The sequence below is a fragment of the Mycolicibacterium pyrenivorans genome, from assembly GCF_025821625.1.
Taxonomy (GTDB): Bacteria; Actinomycetota; Actinomycetes; order Mycobacteriales; family Mycobacteriaceae; genus Mycobacterium; species Mycobacterium pyrenivorans.
In genome coordinates, this window is record NZ_JACKSH010000232.1 from 21970 (window position 1) to 42054 (window position 20085).

Annotated in this window: 21 protein-coding genes, 1 tRNA gene and 1 pseudogene; 14 read left to right on the plus strand and 9 right to left on the minus strand. The window is 68.1% G+C overall.

Annotated elements, in window-relative coordinates; genetic code table 11:
• Nucleotide 1: 1 nt before the first annotated feature.
• Nucleotides 2-685, minus strand: coding sequence for a DsbA family protein (locus H7I57_RS24820; RefSeq protein ID WP_264026768.1), 684 nt, complete (start codon nt 683-685; stop codon nt 2-4).
• 90 nt (nt 686-775) lie between these two features.
• Between H7I57_RS24820 and H7I57_RS24825 the strand changes: the two genes are divergently transcribed.
• The gene (locus H7I57_RS24825) at nt 776-1903 is read left to right on the plus strand and encodes a glycosyltransferase family 4 protein (RefSeq protein ID WP_264026770.1); all 1128 of its coding nucleotides are present in this window, start codon (nt 776-778) and stop codon (nt 1901-1903) included.
• A gap of 2 nt (nt 1904-1905) precedes the next feature.
• Here H7I57_RS24825 and H7I57_RS24830 read toward each other — a convergent pair whose 3' ends face one another.
• Nucleotides 1906-2730, minus strand: coding sequence for an SDR family oxidoreductase (locus H7I57_RS24830; RefSeq protein ID WP_264026771.1), 825 nt, complete (start codon nt 2728-2730; stop codon nt 1906-1908).
• Nucleotides 2731-2799: 69 nt separating this feature from the next.
• Here H7I57_RS24830 and H7I57_RS24835 point away from each other — a divergent pair, with 69 nt between their 5' ends.
• The 3 genes from H7I57_RS24835 (at nt 2800) to H7I57_RS24845 (ending at nt 5148) form a co-directional block, all read left to right on the plus strand.
• The gene (locus tag H7I57_RS24835) at nt 2800-3492 is read left to right on the plus strand and encodes a demethylmenaquinone methyltransferase (protein ID WP_264026772.1); all 693 of its coding nucleotides are present in this window, start codon (nt 2800-2802) and stop codon (nt 3490-3492) included.
• A 130-nt stretch (nt 3493-3622) separates the two neighbouring features.
• Nucleotides 3623-4252: an NAD(P)/FAD-dependent oxidoreductase gene (locus H7I57_RS24840; protein WP_264026773.1), complete on the plus strand. Its 630-nt coding sequence runs from the start codon at nt 3623-3625 to the stop codon at nt 4250-4252.
• On the plus strand, nt 4249-5148 hold the full coding sequence (locus tag H7I57_RS24845; protein WP_264026774.1) for an FAD-dependent oxidoreductase: 900 nt from the start codon (nt 4249-4251) through the stop codon (nt 5146-5148). The genes H7I57_RS24840 and H7I57_RS24845 overlap by 4 nt, the downstream gene beginning before the upstream one ends.
• A gap of 98 nt (nt 5149-5246) precedes the next feature.
• Here the strand turns inward: H7I57_RS24845 and H7I57_RS24850 are convergent, their stop codons facing one another.
• Nucleotides 5247-5723 carry a YflT domain-containing protein gene (locus H7I57_RS24850; RefSeq protein ID WP_264026776.1) on the minus strand — a complete coding sequence of 159 codons (477 nt, stop codon included), beginning with the start codon at nt 5721-5723 and terminating at the stop codon, nt 5247-5249.
• 192 nt (nt 5724-5915) lie between these two features.
• Here H7I57_RS24850 and H7I57_RS24855 point away from each other — a divergent pair.
• Nucleotides 5916-6816, plus strand: a pseudogene (locus H7I57_RS24855) (alpha/beta hydrolase fold domain-containing protein).
• On the opposite strand, the gene H7I57_RS24860 reads toward H7I57_RS24855, so the two are convergent.
• Entirely contained in the window at nt 6788-7225 is a 438-nt protein-coding gene (locus H7I57_RS24860) for a GAF domain-containing protein (protein ID WP_264026777.1), read from the minus strand. The pseudogene H7I57_RS24855 and the gene H7I57_RS24860 sit on opposite strands and share 29 nt — an antisense overlap.
• Nucleotides 7222-8484 (minus strand): menaquinone reductase MenJ, encoded by a 1263-nt coding sequence (menJ, locus tag H7I57_RS24865; RefSeq protein WP_264026779.1) that lies wholly within the window; start codon nt 8482-8484, stop codon nt 7222-7224. Before menJ ends, H7I57_RS24860 begins: the two co-directional genes overlap by 4 nt.
• A 21-nt stretch (nt 8485-8505) precedes the next feature.
• Between menJ and grcC1 the strand changes: the two genes are divergently transcribed.
• The 4 genes from grcC1 to H7I57_RS24885 all read left to right on the plus strand — a co-directional run bounded on the left by grcC1 (nt 8506) and on the right by H7I57_RS24885 (nt 11753).
• Complete coding sequence (gene grcC1, locus H7I57_RS24870) at nt 8506-9513, plus strand: nonaprenyl/(2E,6E)-farnesyl/geranylgeranyl diphosphat synthase (RefSeq protein ID WP_264026780.1); 1008 nt, start codon at nt 8506-8508, stop codon at nt 9511-9513.
• A gap of 149 nt (nt 9514-9662) precedes the next feature.
• Nucleotides 9663-10550 carry a zinc metalloprotease HtpX gene (htpX, locus tag H7I57_RS24875; RefSeq protein WP_264026781.1) on the plus strand — a complete coding sequence of 296 codons (888 nt, stop codon included), beginning with the start codon at nt 9663-9665 and terminating at the stop codon, nt 10548-10550.
• Between the two features lie 150 nt (nt 10551-10700).
• Complete coding sequence (locus H7I57_RS24880) at nt 10701-11171, plus strand: hypothetical protein (protein WP_264026782.1); 471 nt, start codon at nt 10701-10703, stop codon at nt 11169-11171.
• A 51-nt stretch (nt 11172-11222) separates the two neighbouring features.
• The gene (locus H7I57_RS24885) at nt 11223-11753 is read left to right on the plus strand and encodes a hypothetical protein (RefSeq protein WP_264026797.1); all 531 of its coding nucleotides are present in this window, start codon (nt 11223-11225) and stop codon (nt 11751-11753) included.
• Nucleotides 11754-11774: 21 nt separating this feature from the next.
• Here the strand turns inward: H7I57_RS24885 and H7I57_RS24890 are convergent, their stop codons facing one another.
• On the minus strand, nt 11775-12800 hold the full coding sequence (locus tag H7I57_RS24890; RefSeq protein ID WP_264026784.1) for an NAD(P)H-dependent glycerol-3-phosphate dehydrogenase: 1026 nt from the start codon (nt 12798-12800) through the stop codon (nt 11775-11777).
• Nucleotides 12801-12922: 122 nt separating this feature from the next.
• Here H7I57_RS24890 and H7I57_RS24895 point away from each other — a divergent pair, with 122 nt between their 5' ends.
• Nucleotides 12923-13180, plus strand: a complete 258-nt coding sequence (locus H7I57_RS24895) for a ribbon-helix-helix domain-containing protein (RefSeq protein WP_264026786.1) — start codon at nt 12923-12925, stop codon at nt 13178-13180.
• Entirely contained in the window at nt 13167-13610 is a 444-nt protein-coding gene (locus tag H7I57_RS24900) for a type II toxin-antitoxin system VapC family toxin (protein ID WP_264026787.1), read from the plus strand. The genes H7I57_RS24895 and H7I57_RS24900 overlap by 14 nt, the downstream gene beginning before the upstream one ends.
• Here H7I57_RS24900 and H7I57_RS24905 read toward each other — a convergent pair.
• Nucleotides 13597-14088, minus strand: a complete 492-nt coding sequence (locus H7I57_RS24905; protein ID WP_264026789.1) for a YajQ family cyclic di-GMP-binding protein — start codon at nt 14086-14088, stop codon at nt 13597-13599. The genes H7I57_RS24900 and H7I57_RS24905 overlap by 14 nt on opposite strands.
• A 161-nt stretch (nt 14089-14249) precedes the next feature.
• Between H7I57_RS24905 and H7I57_RS24910 the strand changes: the two genes are divergently transcribed.
• Nucleotides 14250-14335: transfer RNA gene (locus H7I57_RS24910), tRNA-Tyr, on the plus strand.
• Between the two features lie 32 nt (nt 14336-14367).
• Here H7I57_RS24910 and H7I57_RS24915 read toward each other — a convergent pair.
• Entirely contained in the window at nt 14368-15411 is a 1044-nt protein-coding gene (locus H7I57_RS24915; RefSeq protein ID WP_264026792.1) for a PQQ-dependent sugar dehydrogenase, read from the minus strand.
• 125 nt (nt 15412-15536) lie between these two features.
• On the opposite strand from H7I57_RS24915, the gene H7I57_RS24920 reads away from it, so the two are divergent.
• Nucleotides 15537-16385 (plus strand): endonuclease/exonuclease/phosphatase family protein, encoded by an 849-nt coding sequence (locus H7I57_RS24920; protein WP_264026793.1) that lies wholly within the window; start codon nt 15537-15539, stop codon nt 16383-16385.
• Nucleotides 16386-16434: 49 nt separating this feature from the next.
• Here H7I57_RS24920 and H7I57_RS24925 read toward each other — a convergent pair whose 3' ends face one another.
• Complete coding sequence (locus H7I57_RS24925) at nt 16435-17214, minus strand: acyl-CoA thioesterase (RefSeq protein ID WP_264026794.1); 780 nt, start codon at nt 17212-17214, stop codon at nt 16435-16437.
• Between the two features lie 157 nt (nt 17215-17371).
• On the opposite strand from H7I57_RS24925, the gene H7I57_RS24930 reads away from it, so the two are divergent.
• Nucleotides 17372-19843, plus strand: coding sequence for a cadherin-like domain-containing protein (locus tag H7I57_RS24930; protein ID WP_264026795.1), 2472 nt, complete (start codon nt 17372-17374; stop codon nt 19841-19843).
• The last annotated feature ends 242 nt before the right edge of the window (nt 19844-20085 follow it).

Sequence of the window (20085 nt, forward strand, 5' to 3'; positions counted from 1 at the left end):
TTCAGGATTGGACTAGTTCGTCCAGCCAGTTGTCGTCGAAGATGTCGAGCTTCTCGCCGACCTCCAGGTCGTACACCGTCGGGGTGCCGGCCTGTAACGGGTCGATGTCGAACAGGAACCCGAAATTGGCGGCGTCCATGTCGGCGACGTCGACGGCCTCCCGGTCGCCTGCGATGTTGTCGGCGACGGGCGCGGGCAGACCGGCGCCGATCGCCATGTCGCGCAGCTCGTCCCCGGTGAACCCGGGCCCGCCCGGGTCCTGGTTGATCCAGAGTTCCTCGACGAAGCGCTGGAACTGCGCACCGGTGGCCGTGGCTTCGCCTGCCGGCACGGCCGCCAGGAACATAGCGTTGGCCACCTTCGACGAGTAGCCGTCGTAGTCGTCGTCGAGGAACGTCAGCGGTCGGTAGGTGACCTGAAGGCTGCCGATGTTGATCAGGAACGCCAGTTGATCACCGAAGTCGCGTTGCAGATCGCCGCAGTGCGTGCACTGCGGCTCGGTGAAGATCTCGATCTGCGCGGGCGCGTCGTCGAAGCCGGCGACGATCCCGTACCCGTCCTTGGCGAGGGCGAGCGGCACCGCCGCGGGGTCGGGCAGGGCGGAGCCGGCGATCTGTCTCGAGCATCCGGCGCTGAACAGCAGCCCGAGGATCGCGATGACCAGCACCGACTTCGAAATCCGCATGTCGAGAGAGTAACCCGCGGCACCCGGCAATTCGCGTGACATATCCCTGCGCGCAACCTCTCCGACAGGTGGTGATGTCACTGTCGCGGTGTGAGGGTCGCGATCGTCGCAGAGTCATTCCTCCCGAACGTCAACGGCGTCACCAACTCGGTGCTGCGGGTGATGGAGCATCTGCGTCGCACCGGTCACGAAGTGCTGGTCATCGCACCGGACACCCCGCGCGGGCAACCCGCCGCCGACAAGGTGTACGAGGGAATCCGCGTGCACCGCGTGCCGTCGAGAATGTTCCCGAAGGTGACGTCGCTGCCGTTGGGTGTGCCGCGTCCCCGGATGGTCGGGGTGCTGCGCGGGTTCGACCCCGACGTGGTCCACCTGGCTTCCCCGGCGCTGCTCGGCTACGGCGGTCTGCACGCCGCGCGGCACCTGGGTGTCCCGACGATCGCCGTGTTCCAGACCGACATCGCGGGATTCGCGAGCAGCTACGGCATGGGGGTTGCGTCGCGGGCGGCGTGGGCGTGGACCCGACATCTGCACAAACGCGCCGACCGTACCCTCGCTCCTTCCACGTCGGCGATGGAAGACCTTGCCGCGCAAGGTATCCCGCGAGTGCACAAGTGGTCACGCGGTGTGGACGTGACGGGCTATGCGCCGTCTGCGCGCGACGAACGGCTGCGTCGGTCGTGGTCGCCCAAGGGTAAGCCGATCGTCGGTTTCGTCGGGCGTCTCGCCCCGGAGAAGCACGTCGAACGGCTCGCCGCGCTGAGCCGCCGCGACGACCTGCAGATCGTCATCGTCGGCGATGGCATCGACCGCCCCGAACTCGAATCAGCGCTTCCCCGACCGGTATTCACCGGTGCGCTCTACGGAGACGCGCTCGCTGCCGCGTACGCCAGCATGGACGTCTTCGTCCACCCCGGCGAGCACGAGACGTTCTGCCAGGCGGTCCAGGAGGCCATGGCGTCGGGGCTCCCGGTGATCGCCCCCGACGCGGGCGGCCCGCGGGATCTGGTCGCGCCCTACCGCACCGGCCTGCTCCTGCCCGTCGGCGAGTTCGAACACCGGCTGCCTGAGTCGGTTGACCATCTGGTGGCCGAACGGCGCCGCTACTCGCTGGCGGCGCGGCGCAGCGTGCTGGGCCGGACTTGGCCCGTCATCTGCGACGAGCTGCTCGGCCACTACGACGACGTCGTCGGTGCCCGCCGGCTGCGGGCAGCCTGACCTCACCCCTGGGCTTCGACGGCGACCGGCTGCCACTTCTCCCAGTTCGCCAGCCGGCTCTCGTAGTCGGCCTTGGCCAGTTCCAGCGGCTTCTCACCGAAGAACACCCGCAGCGGCGGCGGGGAGGCGTCGACGACCTTGAGGATCGCCCGCGCCGACGCGGTCGGATCACCGGGGGCGGGCATCCGCTGCGCGCGTTTGGCGTCGGCCTCGGCGTGGACCGCGTCGTAGTCGGGCAGCGGCGTCGCCCGCTTCGACGACGGCCCGGCCCAGTCGGTCGAGAAGCCGCCCGGTTCGATGAGGGTGACGTGGATGCCGAACGATTCGACCTCCTGCGCCAGTGCCTGCGAGAAGCCCTCCAGCGCCCACTTGGACGCGTGGTAGATGCCGACGTTCTGGAAGGCGGTGATGCCGCCGATCGAGGACACCTGGACGATGTGACCGCTGCGTTGTGCCCGCAGGTACGGCAGCGCTGCCTGGGTGATCCACAGCGCGCCGAACACGTTGGTCTCGATCTGTGCCCGGGCCTCGGCCTCGGAGAGCTCCTCGATGAAGCCGAACTGCCCGTAGCCTGCGTTGTTGACGACGATGTCGAGCCGGCCGAAGTGCTCATGGGCCTGCTTGACCGCCGCGAAGTCCGCGGCGCGGTCGGTGACGTCGAGCGCGATCGGCAGCAGCGCGTCGCCGTACTCGGCCGCGAGGTCGTCGAGGGAGGACACGTCACGGGCGGTGGCGGCGACCTTGTCGCCCCGCTCCAGCGCCGCGATCGTCCATTCGCGCCCGAACCCGCGCGACGTGCCGGTGATGAACCAGATTTTTTCGCTCATGCCTGGTCAATGCCCGCGGTGTGACCGCGCATTCCCGCCGCAAGCATGTTCACAGGTAGCGTCGGCTGCGTGAACCGCGCGTCGCTGGAGAAGAATCCTCACGAGGTCGCGTCGATGTTCGACGGGGTCGCGCGCCGCTACGACCTGACCAACACCGTGCTGTCGCTCGGCCAGGACCGCTTCTGGCGCCGCGCCACCCGCGAGGCGTTGCGGATCGGTCCCGGCGACAAGGTGCTCGACCTGGCGGCCGGGACCGCGGTGTCGACCGAGGAGCTGGCCGCCTCCGGCGCATGGTGTGTGGCCGCGGACTTCTCCGTCGGCATGCTCGCCGCGGGGGCCGGCCGTGACGTGCCGAAGGTGGCGGGTGATGCGACGCAACTGCCGTTCGCCGACGGTGTTTTCGACGCGGTGACGATCAGCTTCGGCCTGCGCAACGTGGTCGACCACTCCGCGGGGTTGCGCGAGATGGCGCGGGTCACGCGGCCGGGTGGCCGGCTGGTGGTGTGCGAATTCTCCACGCCGACGAACCGGGCATTCGCCACGCTCTACAAGGAGTACCTGATGAAGGCGCTGCCGCGGATCGCGCGGACGGTGGCCTCCAACCCCGACGCCTACGTCTATCTCGCCGAATCGATCCGCGCCTGGCCGGATCAGGAGGGTCTGGCGCGGCGGATCGAGGCCGCGGGCTGGTCGCAGGTGCGCTGGCGCAACCTGACCGGCGGCATCGTGGCCCTGCACGCCGCGGTCAAGCCGCCGCGCTGACCGGTCCGACACGCGCGAACCCGGTCCAAATGCACGGTTGTGACGCGAATCACCATTAACTTATCGCCCTGAGGGGATTCCGCGGCAAGGCGGTGGGGCATGGGTCGGGTTCATCAACAGCATCAACAGCATGTGTCGCGCCAGAATCGCCGGGTTGACGGCCGCGCACGAACTCGTCGACCGCGGCTACAACGTCACCGATACCATGCGGCGAATCCCGTTCCCTGGAAACAGCCGCGGCACGTGGCAGAACCTCACCAGGGCGACGTCGTACCTGCATTCAGGCCTCAACCGCGCTGATCTCACTGTGCCGCTGCCTTTCCCGCTGCCGACATTGCCGAATCCGATCACCCCGAAGGCGCTCATCGAGTCGGTCACCACCGTGTTCCAGACGCTCTACCGGCTGCCGCTGTGGGAGGCGGCCTATGCGGCCCAGAAGTTGGCGGTCTACGTAACCAGCTGCGACGAACGCAAACTCGGGCAGTGGGAGAACATGACGTGGGAGGACTACATCGGCGCGAACAAGCGGTCACACGAGTACAACCGCTACCTCGCCGACGGCATCATCCGTAATCTGGCGGCGTCGAAGTCCAAGGACGCCAGCGCGCATTCCATCGGCCTGGTCGGTGAGGCCTCCGTGTGGTCGATCCTGTTGCTGGGCAACGACTATGACTACAAGGGTTTTGACCGCGTACTCAATGGCCCGACGAGTTCACAATGGCTCGACCCGTGGGTCGCCCACCTGCGGTCGAAAGTGTGACGTTCCACGTGGGCCAGGCGCTGGCCCGGTTGACCCCGGACGGTAAACACATCGCGTCGGCCACCGTCGTGGGCCCAGGTGGCGTGGCGCAGCCCGTCATCGCCGACTGGTACGTCAGCGCGATCCCATGCGAGAAACTCGCCGCGGTGCTCACCCCCGACGTCGTCGCCGCAGACCCGAAACTGGCCGATGTCGCACTGCTGCGCACCGAATGGATGAACGGGTTGATGTTCTATCTCAGAGAACGGGTAGACGTCACGAAAGGCCATGTGAGCTATGTTGATTCGGGTTGGGCGATCACCTCGATCAGTGAGGCCCAGTTCTGGAAGCGGAGCCTGAGAAGCTACGGTGACGGCACCGTCAAGGACTGTCTGTCGGCGATCATTTCGGACTGGACGACCGCCGGTAATTTCAACCGCAGAAGCGCGCGGGACTGCACTCCGGAGGAGATCGCGCGGGAGGCGTGGGCGCAGATCAAGGCGCACCTCAACGACACCGGCACCGTGCTCACCGACGACATGCTGCACTCGTGGTTCCTCGACCCGTCGATCATCGCCCCGGGAACCCCGGAGGTTCGCAACGACGAACCGCTGTTCATCCAGCACGCCGGTTCGTGGGCGCGCCGGCCGGAGGCCGTGACGGGTATCGACAACCTGTTCCTGGCGGGTGAGTGGGTGAAGACCGACCAGAACGTCACCACCATGGAGGGTGCCAACGAGGGTGGGCGGTACGCGGCGAACGGTGTGCTGCAGGCGTCGGGTTTTCGCGGTCCGATGGTCAAGATCGTCGAACTGTTCAAGGCACCTTGGTGGATACCATTCAAACAGGCCGACCGGGCGCGCTACCGCGCGAAGCTGCCGAACGCGCTGGAAATCCTCGACACCCGCTGGCCATAGCGCGTCAGATGTTCACGAGTCGGCCGGCGCCAGCGCTGTTGTGCGGCAACGTCTTCGGGTCCGGTGACACAGCCTCCGAGGGTTCACCCGATAGTTCGTCATGACGCGTAGCGCGCAGCCTCGGCGGCGTACTCCGCCGATACGCACACGTCGTAGCGCTGGGCCTCGAGCGACTTGACACTCGCGAAGTCCCGTTCGCCTCCGGTGGCGACGTGGGCGACGAAACCGAACACCGCTCCCCAGAAGGCGCCGATCACCAGCGCTATCAACATCGTCACGATCCAGACGGGTCCGACTGTGAAGATCGCGAGAAGCAGACCGATGAACAACCCGAACCAGGCGCCGCTGGCAGCGCCTGCGAACGCCGCCCTGCTCTTCGTCATCCGCCCGGTGACGCGTTCGATCGTGCGCAATCCGTCGCCGATGATGCGCACGTGTTCGACAGGGAAGCCGTCGTCGGACATCCGGTCCACCAGTCGCTGGGCGTCAGCGTAATCGTCGAATGAGGCGATGACCTGCCGCGGGGCGGGCCTGATACCGTCCTGCGGCTCGTGCGGTCCACTTGGGTTCGTCACTTCTTCCTCCAGAAACTTGTGTCGGCCTGTCGCCCGGTTACCCCCTCCAGGGAACACCAGTCGGTGGGCACCGACAACGGTATGCGCATGAACGATCTGGGAGACCCCGGGCGGCGATTTTGGCCGTGATCACGCTCAACACGGTGCTCAACTACGTGCAGGAGGCGCGCGCGACACCGCTATGTTCAGACCATGCTGTATGGGCGCCACGCTGACCCCGAGTCGACGCTGGGCAACGATCCGCGATCGGACCCACGCATGGTCGGGGTGTTCTCCCGGTTCGGCCTGGAGGGCCGGCTGCCCGCGAGCGGTCTCACCTGCGATTCGCCGATCGAGGAACGGCATGCGTTCGCGGCCATGAGCGAGGAGGGCATGGGCGCGATCTTCGAGGAGCTGGCGCTCGAGCCCCCCGGTGCCGGCTTGGTGACCACGTCGACGAGCACGATCATCGGCGTCGACGGCAACGACATCACGCTCTTCGTCAGCCGGCCCGCCGGCACGGCAGGCCCATTGCCGGGTGTGCTGCATCTGCACGGCGGCGGCCAGGTGGGTCAGCGCCCACCGCGACGACCTCGGCATCACCGGTTTCATCGCGTCGGGGGAATCCGGCGGAGGGAACCTGACACTCACGTTGGCGCACAAGGCGAAACGAGAAGGGTGGATCGACGAGATCGCCGGCTTCTACGCGCAGTGCCCGTTCATCTCCAACAGGTGGCTCGAGGCGTGCGATGATCTGCCGTCGCTCGAGGAGAACGACGAGTACTTCATCAGCCGTGAACAACTCGCGTTGCTCGGATCGCTCTACGATCCCGACGGCACGTACGCCGGGGACGCGACGTGCTGGGCCGCGGTCGCCACCGACGAGGAACTGAGAGACCTTCCGCCACACGTGATCTCGGTCAACGAACTCGATCCGCTGCGGGACGAGGGTCTGCAGTATTACCGCAGGCTGTTGCGCGCGGGGGTGCCCACCGTCGGCCGTGTGGTGGCGGGCACCTGCCACGGTGGGGACCTGATGTTGGGAAGCGCGATGCCGGAGGTGTTCGGCGCCAGTATCCGCGACGTCAGCGGGTTCGCCCACTCACTGAGCTAACCCACAGCCTCGCGGACTCGTCGCCGACAGCGGCGTCGTGGATCCGTTGGAAGTTGCGTCCGCCCCGCCCGAAGGTGGCGACGACCGCCGTCGGCGCCGCGGACTCGGCCATCGGGGCAGTGCGCCATTCGCACGGGCGGACATGGACGAGGTCGACGCTCTCGCCGTCCGCGTCGTAGAAGTACGCCCCGTCGAGCCGCCCCAGCCAGTAGAGCCCGTCGACGTCACGCGTCCACACGAACGAGCCGTCGGCCACCTCGGCGAAACGTTCGATGCGGCGGGCCAGCCGCACCGGATCGTCGTGGCCGCCGAAACCGCACAGGCCCAACGCTTGTGCGCGGTCGAGCGCCCCCTGCGGGTCGATGTCGTCGCGCCGCGACCGCATCGGTGCCCGGTACACGGCCGTCACGTGAAGGGGTGGCGGTGGTCGATGCGCCGCGACAGCATGCCCGCGCCGCGCCACACCCGCGCGACGGCATCCTCGTCCTCGTCGGTGACGAAGTTGCCCATCACCCGCACCGCCACCTTCATCAGCGCCGACGACCGCATCGCCAACGGCCCGGTGGCCGGGAGGAACCGCGGGATCGTCAGCAGCAGAGCCAGCCGCCGCGCAATCGAGAAGCCGCGCGCGTAATTCTCGTGCAGAACCGCCGGCCAGGCTTGCGAGTAGTCGCCATGACCCAGCAGATCCACCGCCAGCCTGCCGGTCTCCAGCCCGTAATCGATGCCCTCGCCGTTGAGCGGATTCACGCACGCCGCGGCATCACCGATCAGCATCCAGTTGGGCCCCGCCACCCCCGAAACGGCCCCGCCCATCGGCAGCAGCGCCGACAGCCCGGCGCGCGGCTCCCCGTCGAAGCCCCATTCGTCTCGGCGCAGGTCGGTGTAGTAGTTCATCAGCGGGCGCAGCGCCGCGTCGGCAGGCCGCTTCGACGTGGCCAGCGCACCGACGCCGATGTTCACCTCACCGTTGCCCAGCGGGAAGATCCAGCCGTAGCCCGGAAGCACCTGGCCCTCGGGGGAGCGCAGTTCCAGGTGTGACGTGATCCAGGGCTCGCTGCTGCGTGGGGTGGCGATGTAGCCGCGGACGGCCACCCCGTAGACGGTTTCCCGGTGCCACTCCCGGCCGAGGACGCGGCCCAGCGTCGAGCGCGCGCCGTCGGCGACGATCAGGTGCTCACACCGGATCACCTCGCCGGAGCCGAGCACCACCGCCGTCACCCGGCCTGTGGAATCCCGCTGTACGTCAACGGCTTTGACGCCGAGCTTCATCTTGGCCCCGTCATCGACGGCCACCAGGCGGATGCGCTCGTCGAGCTCGGTGCGGGGCACCGCGCTGCTGGTCGGCGGGAACGACGGTCCCGGCCACGCCACCTCGACGTCGGCGCCGAACCCCGACATCCGCAACCCGCGGTGGGCGACCTTCCCGTCGAGCCACCCGCCCAACCCGAGGCGCCGCAACTCGGCGACCGCGCGGGGCGTCAACCCGTCGCCGCACGCCTTGTCCCGGGGGAACTGGGCCGAGTCGACGACCAGCACGTCGCGGCCGGCGCGCGCCGCCCACGCCGCCGCCGCCGATCCGGCGGGCCCTGCCCCGACGACCACGACCTCCGCGCTGCTCGACCCCTGCACTTCGGGCTCGGTCGCCTCGCTCGTCGAACCGGTCATGACTCCCAGTATGTTGGCTGTGTGAGGACACCGGCGAGCGTGGTGGCGGGAGTGGACTTCGGGGATGCCCGATTCGCACAGGATGTTCGCGACGGAGTGGCCCGAATCGAGGCCCTGATGTCCGAGGAACTGGGCCGCGCCGACACCCTGATGGCGGAGGCGGTCAACCATCTGTTCCAGGCGGGCGGCAAGCGGTTCCGGCCCCTGTTCACGGTGTTGTCTGCCCAGCTGGGGCCCGAGCCCGACGCGTGGCAGGTCACCGTCGCGGGCTCGGTGATCGAGCTGGTGCACCTGGCGACCCTCTACCACGACGACGTGATGGACGAGGCGCAGGTGCGGCGCGGTGCGCCCAGCGCCAACGCGCGCTGGGGCAACAACATCGCGATCCTGGCGGGCGACTACCTGTTCGCGACGGCGTCGCGGCTGGTGTCGCGGCTGGGGCCAGACGCGGTGCGGATCATCGCCGACACCTTCGCGCTGCTGGTGACAGGGCAGATGCGGGAGACGCGCGGCGCCGCCGACCAGGTCGACTCGGTGGACCACTACCTCAAGGTCGTCTACGAGAAGACGGCGTGCCTGATCTCGGCGTCGGGCCGTTTCGGGGCGACCTTCTCCGGCTCCAACGAGGCACAGGTCGAGCGGCTGGCCCGGCTCGGCGGCATCGTGGGTACCGCCTTCCAGATCTCCGACGACATCATCGACATCGACAGCGATCCCGACGAGTCGGGCAAGGTGCCGGGCACCGACCTGCGCGAAGGCGTGCACACGCTGCCGGTGCTGTACGCGCTGCGCGAGACCGGCCCCGACGCCGACCGGCTGCGTGAGCTGCTGGCCGGTCCGGTGACCGACGACGACGACGTCGCCGAGGCGCTGCGGCTGCTGCGGGCGTCGCAGGGCATCGCGAAGGCCAAGGAGACCGTCGCCGGGTATGCCGAACAGGCCCAGCGGGAGCTCGTCGAGTTGCCCGACGGGCCGGGGCGGCAGGCGCTGGCCACGTTGGTGGACTACACCGTCAACCGGCACGGCTGAGACTTCGGGGCTCGCGGAACCCGCACGTGCTGTCCGGGCGTTGACTAGCCGATGACTCTCGCAGGTTTCTGTGAGTCGGCAGCTTTGAAGTCGGCAGTTTTGAAGTCGGCAGTTTTGAAGTCGGCAGCTCGTAAAGGAGGTAAGCCACGATGACCTGGCACCCGCATGCCAACAGGGCCAAGACCTTCCTGTTGCTGGCGGTGTTCTCGGGTCTGATCGTCGGTGTCGGCGCCCTGTTCGGGCGCAACATCATGTTCCTGGCGGTGGTGTTCGCCGTCGGCATGAACGCCTACGTGTACTTCAACAGCGACAAGATGGCGCTGCGGGCGATGCACGCCCAGCCGGTCACCGAGATGCAGGCGCCGCTGATGTACAAGATCGTGCGGGAGCTGGCCACCACGGCGCGGCAGCCGATGCCGCGGCTCTACATCAGCGACACCGCCGCCCCGAACGCGTTCGCGACCGGACGCAACCCGCGCAACGCCGCGGTGTGCTGCACGACGGGCATCCTGGGAATCCTCAACGAGCGCGAACTGCGGGCGGTGCTCGGCCATGAGCTGTCCCACGTGTACAACCGCGACATCCTGATCTCCTGTGTCGCCGGCGCGATGGCCTCGGTGATCACCGCGCTGGCGAACCTGGCGTTCTTCGCGAGCATGTTCGGCGGCAACCGCGACGGCGGCACCAATCCTTTTGCGATCCTTCTGGTTTCGCTGCTCGGCCCGATCGCCGCGACCGTCATCCGGCTGGCGGTGTCACGCTCGCGCGAGTACCAGGCCGACCAGTCCGGCGCCGAGCTGACCGGCGACCCGCTGGCGTTGGCCAGCGCGCTGCGCAAGATCAGCGGCGGCGTGGAACGGGCGCCGCTGCCCCCGGAGCCGCAGTTGGCCGATCAGGCGCACCTGATGATCGCCAACCCGTTCCGTGCCGGCGAGAAGATCGGCAAGCTGTTCTCGACGCACCCCCCGATGGAGGAGCGCATCGCACGCCTGGAGGCGATGGCGGGCCCCAACTACCGAGGCCCCGGCCTCTACTGATTCCCCGCCGGAATTGCATTCCGGCAGGCGTCCACCCGCGATTCCTCTGCTGGAATGCAATTTCGGCCGGGCGGGTCACTTCGTTGACGGCTGCGTCAGACTCTGTGGCTAGCTCTGCGGGCATACGGTGCGCCCCTTAGGGTGTGGTCCGTGCTGACCAGAATCCTGACCGGAGTGGCATTGGCCGCGGGGGCGGCGGTCCTCGCGGCGCCAGGCATCGCCGCTGCCGACCCGCCGCCGCTGCCCGACATCAACGCCATGCCGCCGGTGAATCCGAAGGACTTCGCCGTGATGGAGGGCGCTGCCTATGCGTTCGGGGCCCCCGGCGGGTTGACGTGCGTGATGGACAGGCAGACCGGCGGCTACGGCTGCAGCGGCCCGCTGCCCGCGGCGCCGGGTGGTGCGAACCTGGTCACGGGGTACGCGAATGGAAGTCCTGGCTTCGCCAACTCCACTCGGCCGATGTACGGCGCAGTTGACAACCCGCCCGCGCTTCCGCCCAACACGCGGATGAGCTTCCAGACCGTCAGCTGCGGCACCGACGGCCTCATCACGTCCTGCCTCAACACCGTCGACAACTCCGGGTTCGTGCTGAGCCCGGCCGGTAGCTTCACTTTCTGAAACGATGCCGGCCCCTGCGACGACATCTAGGCTGTGACAGTGCTGAGCAGAATGTCCGTCGGCAGACTCGTGGCCGCAGCGTGCGTGGCCGCGGCCGGTGTCCTCACCACACCCGGGTTCGCCGCCGCGCAGCCCGCGCCGCCGCCGCCTCCACCGCCCGCCCCGAATATCAACGCGTTGCCGCCGGTGAACCCGAAGGACTTCGCCGTGTACGACGGCTCGGCCTACGTCTTCGGCTCGGCGGGCCTGACGTGCATGCTGCAGCGGTCCGGCGGCTACGGCTGCAACGGTCCGATCCCCGGGGGACCCGAGGGCGCGAACCTCGTCGGCGGTAGCTCCGGCGGTGTGCCTGTCTTCGGCGCCTCACCGACCCCTATGTACACCGGGGAGGTCAACCCGTTGCCTCCGAACACACGGTTGAGCTTCGGCACCGTCAGCTGCGGCGGCGACGGTGCCATGACGGCGTGCGTCGACACCAAGAACCAGTCGGGATTCGTCGTCGGACCCGGCGGCTCCTACATCGTCAACCAGGTCAACCCGCTCGTCGCGCGTCCCGAAGGCACCAACCCGTACTTCAACTGAGCGCTGCGCTCGGAAGCCCGCTCAGAAGCCGGCGCCGTAGACCTCGTGGCCCGGCTTCTCCGCCGCCAGCCCGCGATAGGCGTCCTCGACGGTCGAGCCGTGGTTGACGACACCGTCGACCTCGCGCGCGATCGGCATCGCGATGCTGTACTTCTCGGCGAACTCCATGATCACGCTGGCCGCCTTGACGCCCTCGGCCACCTGGTTCATCGCCGCGATGATCTCGTCGATCGGCTTGCCCGCACCCAGCTGCTCGCCGACGTGGCGGTTGCGGCTGCGCTGGGAGGTGCACGTGACGATCAGGTCGCCCATCCCCGCCAGGCCGGCGAACGTGTCCCGGTGCCCGCCCATCGCCACGCCCAGCTTCGACATCTCGGCCACCGCGCGGGCCATCACCATCGCGCGGGTGTTCTCGCCGATGCCCAGCGAGTAGCCCATCCCGACCGCGATTGCGTAGACGTTCTTCAACGCCCCCGCCATCTCGACACCCACCACGTCGTCGGTGGTGTAGGTCCGAAACCGCTTGGTGCGGAACAACTGTCCCAGGTTCGCGGCGAGATACTGATCGGGCATCGCCAACACCGCGGCCGCGGCATAGCCCTCGGCGACCTCGCGCGCGATGTTCGGCCCGGCCAGGATCCCCGCCGGGTGGCCGGGCAGCACCTCGTTGACGATCTGGCTCATCCGGTAGTTCGTGCCCTGCTCGAGACCCTTCACCAGCGACACCACCGGCACCCACGGCCGCAACTCCATGGCAAGCTGCTCCAGCACGCCGCGGAACCCGTGTGACGGCACGCCCATCACGATCACGTCGGCACAGGCGGCTGCCTCCGAGAAGTCGGTCGTGGCGCGCAGGGTGTCGGTCAACTCGACCTCGTCGCCGAGGTACTTCGAGTTGCGGTTGTTGTCGTTGATGTCCTTGGCGGTCTCCTCCGAGCGCACCCACTGCAGCGTCGGCCCGCGCCGGGCGCAGATGGACGCGACGGTGGTGCCCCAGGATCCGCCCCCGAGGACGACGACTTTGGGTTCGCGCTGAGCAGGTGCCATGGCGATCACATTAGGTCGATGACCTCGGCGCGAGGGCGGGTTTGGCGAGCATCGCCGGGGGGCTGCGCGAATCGGTCAAATGGAGGCATCTTGATGCGTCATAGTGGTGCTAAAGTGCAAAAGTGCGAACCACGATCCGTATCGACGACGCGCTCTACCGCGAAGTCAAGCAGCGTGCGGCCAGCTCGGGCCGCACGGTCGCGGCGGTGCTCGAGGACGCGGTCCGGCGCGGTCTCAATCCGACGGACGGCGATGCACGCGAGCGATTGACCGTGCATCCCACAGGCGCAGGCGGGCTGATGCCCGGCGTGGATTTGTCCTCGAACGCCGCACTCGCCGAGGTCATGGACGACGAGACATCCCTCGATGCGATGCGTTGACACCAACGTTCTGGTGTACGCGTTCCGGGCAGATCTGCCTGAGAACCAGGCGTACCGAGCGCTGCTGGAAGACTGGGCCAACGGCGATGAGCCGCTGGGGCTACCCGATGTCGTGGTGAGTGGATTCGTGCGGATCATGACAAACCGCAGGGTCTTCCGCGAACCCACCCGGCCGGCCGAAGCGTGGGCGGCGGTCGACGCCGTGCTGCGAGCTCCCGCGTCGATCGTCCTTCGGGCGGGTTCACGACATTGGGAATTGTTCCGGCAGCTTGCAACCGAGATCGATGCCCGCGGAAACGACGTGCCCGACGCCTATCTGGGCGCGTACGCGATCGACAACAACGCGACGTTCCTGAGCGCTGATCGCGGCTTCGCCAGGTTCAGCCGGCTGCGATGGCGCCATCCACTGGACCCGCTCAGCGGTAGTTGACGAACTGCAGCGCGACGTCGAGGTCGGCACCCCGCAGCAGCGCCTGAACAGCCTGCAGGTCGTCGCGCTTCTTGGAGCTGACGCGGATCTCGTCGCCCTGGATCTGCGCCTTGACGCCCTTGGGGCCCTCGTCGCGGATGAGCTTGGTGATCTTCTTGGCTTCCTCGGTGCTGATGCCCTGCTTGAGAGTGCCGGTGAGCCGGAAGGTCTTGCCGCTGGGTTGCGGGTCGCCGGCGTCGAAAGCCTTCATCGAGATGTCCCGGCGGACCAGCTTCTCCTTGAACACGTCGACCGCGGCCTTCAGACGCTCCTCGGTGGAGCTGACCAGCTCGATGACCTCGTCACCCTTCCAAGCGATGGTGGTGTCGGTGCCGCGGAAATCGAAGCGTGTGGACAGCTCCTTGGCGGCCTGGTTGAGCGCGTTGTCGACCTCCTGGCGGTCGACCTTGCTGACGACGTCGAACGATGAATCCGCCATTGGACTCGTCCCTCCCTCGATGGTGGTCTTGAGTGGCTTGGTTCCATCTTGGACGCCCGGCGTGAAGCGGTGAACACCGCCCCCCACCCGCCGGTTTGTGCCTGGGGCGTGTCGTCGTTGTATCCTGCTGAGCGCGCTGTGCAGCGCACATGCAGCACCCAGGCAGGTTGCCCGAGCGGCCAATGGGAGCGGACTGTAAATCCGTCGGCTAACGCCTACACAGGTTCGAATCCTGTACCTGCCACCATGATCAGAGGGCCGTATCGGCCCGCTCGCCGCCTACGGCCGGTACTGCAGGATCCGGTCGTCGCCCGCGCGGGGACTTCCGCGGCCGTCGAGGTTGGACGTGGTGAACCACAGCGCGCCGTCGGGAGCCGCCACCACGGTGCGCAGCCGCCCGTACGCGCCGACGAACAACGACGCCGGCTCGGCGACGGTGCCGTCGGGGCGCACCGGGATCTGGAACAAGCGCTGCCCGCGGAGCGCAGCCATCCACAGCGACCCGCCGTGGAACGCCAGTCCCGACGGCGACGCCTCGTCGGGTCGCCACTGCAGCACCGGGTCGATCAGCCCGTCGCGGTTTGCGCGGCCCTCGACGGTGGGCCAGCCGTAGTTGCCGCCCGGCTCGATGAGATTGAGTTCGTCCCAGGTGTTTGCGCCGTACTCGCTGGCCCATAGCCGTCCGGCGGAGTCCCATGCCAACCCCTGCACGTTGCGGTGTCCCAGTGAGAACACCGGTGAAGCGGGGTCTGGATTGTCCGGTGGGACCGAACCGTCGGGATTGATCCGCAGGATCTTGCCGCCCAACGACGACCGATCCTGCGCCAGTTGCGGGCTGCCGGTTTCTCCGGTCGCGACGTAGAGCTTGCCGTCGGGGCCGAACGCGATGCGGCCGCCGTCGTGGATGGTGCCGGCCGGGATGCCCGTGAACAGCGGCGCCTGGGTACCCAGCGCGGTGCCGTCGAATTGCATCGTCACCACCCGGTTGTCGGTGCCGGTGGTGATGTAGGCGTACACGGCGGATCCGGCGGTGGCCAGGCCCAACAGCCCCCCTTCACCGCGTGGCGCCACGTCGGCAACCTCACCGACCGTGCTGACGACCCCGGGCTCGGACAGGCGCTGGATGGTGGCGTTGTCGCGCTCGGCGATCAGCGCGCTGCCGTCCGGCAGGAAGGCGATTCCCCACGGCACCTCGAGACCGGTGGCGATGTCCTGTGCCGTGCCGGCTGCGGGCTGCGCCGGTGACTGCGGTTGGCCGGCGCACGCGGCGAGCAGCAGGGCGGCGGCGAAAACGGAGGTGGCTCGTCGCACGGGCGTGGTCATGGGTACGGGGTACCCAGGATTCGCGACTGCATCGGGGCGTCTGAAATCATCGCGCGCATGACCGTGACGGAGTTGTCGACAGCGACCATCGCCACGACGCGTGCCGTCGCGGCGATGTTGCCGACGTGATCCCGGCGTTACTTCGCCGGCGTCGGCTGACGGTCAGCACTTTTGATGCCGACCGGCGCAGGTGGTCGGAGAGCACCGTCGACGACATCTCGGTCGAGGTCGAGGACATCACCGTGTCGACGTTCAACGTCTGGAACAAGGCGTTCTTCGCCGACGAGCGCTATCAGGCAGTGGCAGACCTGTTGGCCGAGGACGCCCCTGACGTCATGGTGTTCCAGGAGGTCACCCCGGCAGCGCAGAGGGTTCTCCTGTGCCAGCCCTGGGTGCGTGAGCGATACCGCTGCGCCGGCTTCGTCGGCGGCAGGATCGGTGGCTACGGCATGCTCATGCTGTCCCGGCTGCCGATCGCCGCGGTGACCTTCCGCCGGCTGCCGAGCCGGCGCAGGCGCAGCCTCCTGCACGCCGACCTCACGATCAACGGCCGGACCCTGCGGATCTGTTCGGTACATCTGGAAAGCGGAAACGACGGCGCATGGTTGCGGGCCTGGCAGCTGCGCCGGGTGTTCCGCGCGGTGGCGACCGATAACGCAATCATTCTCGGCGACTTCAACATGCGCGACGACGAGGACAGGTGGATCTCCTCGGCGTATCGCGATGTCTGGACCGCGCTGCGTCCACGCGACCCCGGGTACACCGAGGACTCCTGGACCAACCCGATGCTGCGTGAGACCAAGAAGAAGCCCCGGCAGGTACGGTTCGACCGTGTCCTCGTCAAAGGTGCCGACTGGACCCCTACCGACATCGACGTGCTTGGTACCGAACCGATTTCGCCGGCGATGCCGCGGGTTTTCCCGTCCGATCATTTCGGGTTGCGGTGCCGGCTGACGATGTCCGCGCCGGGATAGGCCCCGTTCCGGCCGACCCGGGCGTTGTGACGCAGGCGGGGACAGTCCCTCAGATCCGCCAGAGCGACTCCTGTGCCACGCTGGCGACCAGGGTGCCGTCCTCGTCGAGGATGGATCCTCGGGCCAGACCGCGGGCGTCGCAGTGGCTGATGGCCTCGGCGTCGTAGAGATGCCACCGCTGCGGATCAAAGGGGCGGTGCAGCCACAGGGCGTGGTCGAGGCTGGCCGCGCCGCCCCTGGGTAGCTGCGCCGCGTCGGGCGGCCGGGCCACCGCCACCAGTCCCACGTCGGAGATGAACGTCAGCGCGCACGCCCGCAGCAGCGGATCGTCCTCGATGGGCTCGCGGCTGCGGAACCACATCGGCTGGACCGGCCAGTCGTCCAGGCCCGCGCGAGCAGTGCGTACCTCGAAGTGATCGGCCCACTGCTCCGGCAGCCCGGTCTCAGTGGTGGCCTCCGACCAGGCGACGCTCGGGCCCCCGGGCCGTTGCCAGTCCGTGGTCGTCTCGGATCGGTGGAACGACGCCAGCATCTCGAAGATCGGCACTCCGTCCTGGCTGGCGGTGATCCGGCGGGTGTTGAACGACTTGCCGTCTCGGGTGAGTTCGACGACGTACTCGACATCGACGCCGACGCGGCCGCCTTTGATGAAGTACGCGTGCAGGGACTGCGGCAGCCGGCCGGGCTCGAGGGTCGCACCGGCCGCGGCGAGCGCCTGAGCGGCGATCAGGCCACCGAAGAGTCGGCCACCGGCTCCGAAAGTCACTGTGCTGCAGAAATTCTCGCCCTCACCGTCGAGTCGTACCAGCTCGGCGATCCAGCTCGGCATGGCCCTCCATCGGTGATCGGCGCGGTCGACACATGTTAAGGGTCTGTCCCCGGCCGTCGTCACTGCGGGGTCGGCCGTGGCGCTCCTGCGATTTGGTGATTCGGCCTCGTCGGGCTAACGGCATCGTTACCCTCAGGCGGAAGTGGGAGGGGGTCCCGTGGTAGCGCAGCAACATTTCGGGTGGGTCGCCGGCCTGGCGGTGTCGGCGGGTGTCGGAGCCGCGGTTCTTCTCGGTGGTGCGGCGGTGGCCGCCGCGGACACCTCGGCGTCGGACAGTTCCGCCTCGGACGACGCCAAGGAGTCCACCGCCGACAACGGTCCGCGCGACCACAGAGACGGCACGGCGGCCGACGCTTCGGCCTCAGCGGACGATGACGACGTTGCCGACCAGAGCCTGCCGGCTGAGCTTTCAGACACCTGGGCGGATGAAGAGAACGGCGACCGGGACGAAGAGGAGGGCGACGAACACACTCTCGCCGACGTGGACCTTGACGTGGATCTCGACGTGGATCTCGATGAGGACATCGACGACGTCACGGACGCCGAGGACACTGACGACCGCGACCGGTCGCTTCCGGTGCAGACCCAGGCCGTCGCCGCACTGGTGTCGTCGGCAGGCCGCCGATCCGCAGAACCCGCAGAGCCCGCGGAACCCGCAGTAGCCGCAGTAGCCGCCGCCACCGCCACCGCTGACGCACCGAACTCCGCCCCCACGGTCACGACCCAGGTCGACCGCCCCGACGGGCTGACCGGCGTCACCAACATCACGGTGACCGGCGACGATCCGGACGGCGACGAGCTGAACTACACCGCCGCCGGAGCAAGGCTCGGGCTTGTCACCGGGGACGGTACCGGCGCGTTCACCTACACGCCGACGTCATTTTCCCGGCTGCTGGCCCGGTTCCTTCCGTTCGTCAGATCCGACCGGTTCTCGGTGACAGTCAGCGACGGCCGCGGCGGCGTCACGGGGTCGACCGTGACCACCACGATCGTCCCGCTCAACAGCGCGCCCACAGCACGCGGCACCACCGTCAACGCACCGGCATCGGACACCGGCGCGGTGACCGGGAAGGCCAACGCCACCGATCGGAACCGGGACAAGCTCACCTATCTCGCCACGACGACCCCGACCGCCAAGGGCAGCGTCACCGTCAACGCCAACGGCACCTTCACCTACACCCCGACGGCGGCGGCCCGCCACAACGCGGCCGCGGAAACCGCACCGGCGGCCGACCGCACCGACACCTTCCGGATTGTCGTCTCCGACGTCTACGGCGCGGTCACCGAAATCCCGGTCACGGTCGCGATCAGCCCGTCCAACACCGCGCCGACCGGCAACGCGGCGCTCCAGGATCCGGATGCGACGAGCGGCGTCGTCACCGGAACAGTGATCGGATTCGACGCCGACGGCGACGGCTTGACCTACAGCGGCTCCACCACCACTGCCAAGGGCGCAGTCGTGGTGAGTGCTGACGGCGCAATCACATACTCTCCCAACGACATCGCGCGGCGTATCGCGGCTTCGGTGTACGCCACCCCCGCGCGGCGATCCGATACGTTCGGGGTGACGATCTCCGACGGCCACGGCGGGAGCACGACCGTGACGGTCAGCGTCGTGATCACCCCCGACACGGAGTCGCCGACGGTGCCGCAGTCGACGTTCTGCGGTTGCACGCTGATGCCGGCCGACACCATCTTCCACGCCGATATCCGTGATCTGCCAACAGTTTCCGATTCGGATACCTGGATCGAGTTGCTCGGTGGAAGCCGGGGAGCGACCCTGCGCGCGAGCTGGGGCGGTAACGAGTGGATGGGCAGCACCGGCGGCATCCCGGTCAATGTGGTGGGCCCCGACCACCCCACCGAGCGGGTCATCTTCAACCGCGGCTACTCCACCTCCGGTCCCGGCATCGACGACCGGCCGTACGCGATTCCCGATCGGCCGCTGGTCGAGGGCATGCCGTCGTATCCGGCGTGGGACCGCCACCTGTTCGTGTTCCAAGAGGGAACCTGCGTCTCGCAAGAACTCATCAACGTCGCCAACGGTGTCGAGCTACCGGGGGCCGGTGTCCTCGACATTCTCGGCAACGCCGTCTACCGGTCGATCTGGGGGTCGTCATGGATCGCCCAGGGCGGGGTGCAGTACGACATGAACTCAGGGTTCTATCCTGCAATCGGCTTCGCCAACGCGTCCAAGCTTCCGCAGGTGCCGATGATGCTGCGCCCCGACGAGATCGAACGCGGCTACATCGACCACATGCTGGGCCTGACCATCGCCAAAGACCTCGGCGCGGGCTATGTCTGGCCGGCGCGGGCCGGAGACGGCAGCGGTGCCGACGGTGTCCCGATGGGCATGGTGTTCCGGCTGCGCGAAGACATCGACCTCAGCGGCTATGCCGAATCGACGCAGGCGGTGCTGCGCGCACTGCAGGTCCACGGTGCCGTCATCTATGACTCGGGTGGTCCAGGCCACGACGGGATAAACCTCGCCGGCATGAGCAATGGGTGGGAAGGTACCGACAGGGCCGACATGCAGCGCGAGCTGTCCACCATCCCGCTGCAGTGGCTCGAAGCCGTTGACGTCACACAAATCGCCGTCGATCCCGCCACCGGCTGGCAGATCACCTGACCCGCTGACTGCAACAACCGCTGTGACGCAGTGACACGACGATGCACAGGGAAGCAGCGCGATTCCTTTGTGCACCAACCCGTGTGGCGTTCGATACCGTTCCCGGCGTGGGCGGGGCCGGTGACCGGCTTAGTTGTTGGTCGCTGGTGGTTGTGGTTGGAAGGGTTGGTACCACCACCAGTCGGCGCGTTCGCCGGTGGGCCCGGGGTATGGGGCGACCGCGGGTGGGGGTGTGGTGGGTG

What these genes read in the sequence shown, in the direction of transcription:
- H7I57_RS24820 (WP_264026768.1), bottom strand. Translation starts at nt 685, where the DNA reads ATGCGGATTTCGAAGTCGGTGCTGGTCATCGCGATCCTCGGGCTGCTG.
- H7I57_RS24925 (WP_264026794.1), bottom strand. Translation starts at nt 17,214, where the DNA reads ATGCCGAGCTGGATCGCCGAGCTGGTACGACTCGACGGTGAGGGCGAG.
- menJ (WP_264026779.1), bottom strand. Translation starts at nt 8,484, where the DNA reads ATGACCGGTTCGACGAGCGAGGCGACCGAGCCCGAAGTGCAGGGGTCG.
- H7I57_RS24915 (WP_264026792.1), bottom strand. Translation starts at nt 15,411, where the DNA reads ATGACCACGCCCGTGCGACGAGCCACCTCCGTTTTCGCCGCCGCCCTG.
- H7I57_RS24905 (WP_264026789.1), bottom strand. Translation starts at nt 14,088, where the DNA reads ATGGCGGATTCATCGTTCGACGTCGTCAGCAAGGTCGACCGCCAGGAG.
- H7I57_RS24840 (WP_264026773.1), top strand. Translation starts at nt 3,623, where the DNA reads ATGTGTCGCGCCAGAATCGCCGGGTTGACGGCCGCGCACGAACTCGTC.
- H7I57_RS24830 (WP_264026771.1), bottom strand. Translation starts at nt 2,730, where the DNA reads ATGAGCGAAAAAATCTGGTTCATCACCGGCACGTCGCGCGGGTTCGGG.
- H7I57_RS24885 (WP_264026797.1), top strand. Translation starts at nt 11,223, where the DNA reads ATGTCCGTCGGCAGACTCGTGGCCGCAGCGTGCGTGGCCGCGGCCGGT.
- H7I57_RS24900 (WP_264026787.1), top strand. Translation starts at nt 13,167, where the DNA reads ATGCGATGCGTTGACACCAACGTTCTGGTGTACGCGTTCCGGGCAGAT.
- H7I57_RS24890 (WP_264026784.1), bottom strand. Translation starts at nt 12,800, where the DNA reads ATGGCACCTGCTCAGCGCGAACCCAAAGTCGTCGTCCTCGGGGGCGGA.
- htpX (WP_264026781.1), top strand. Translation starts at nt 9,663, where the DNA reads ATGACCTGGCACCCGCATGCCAACAGGGCCAAGACCTTCCTGTTGCTG.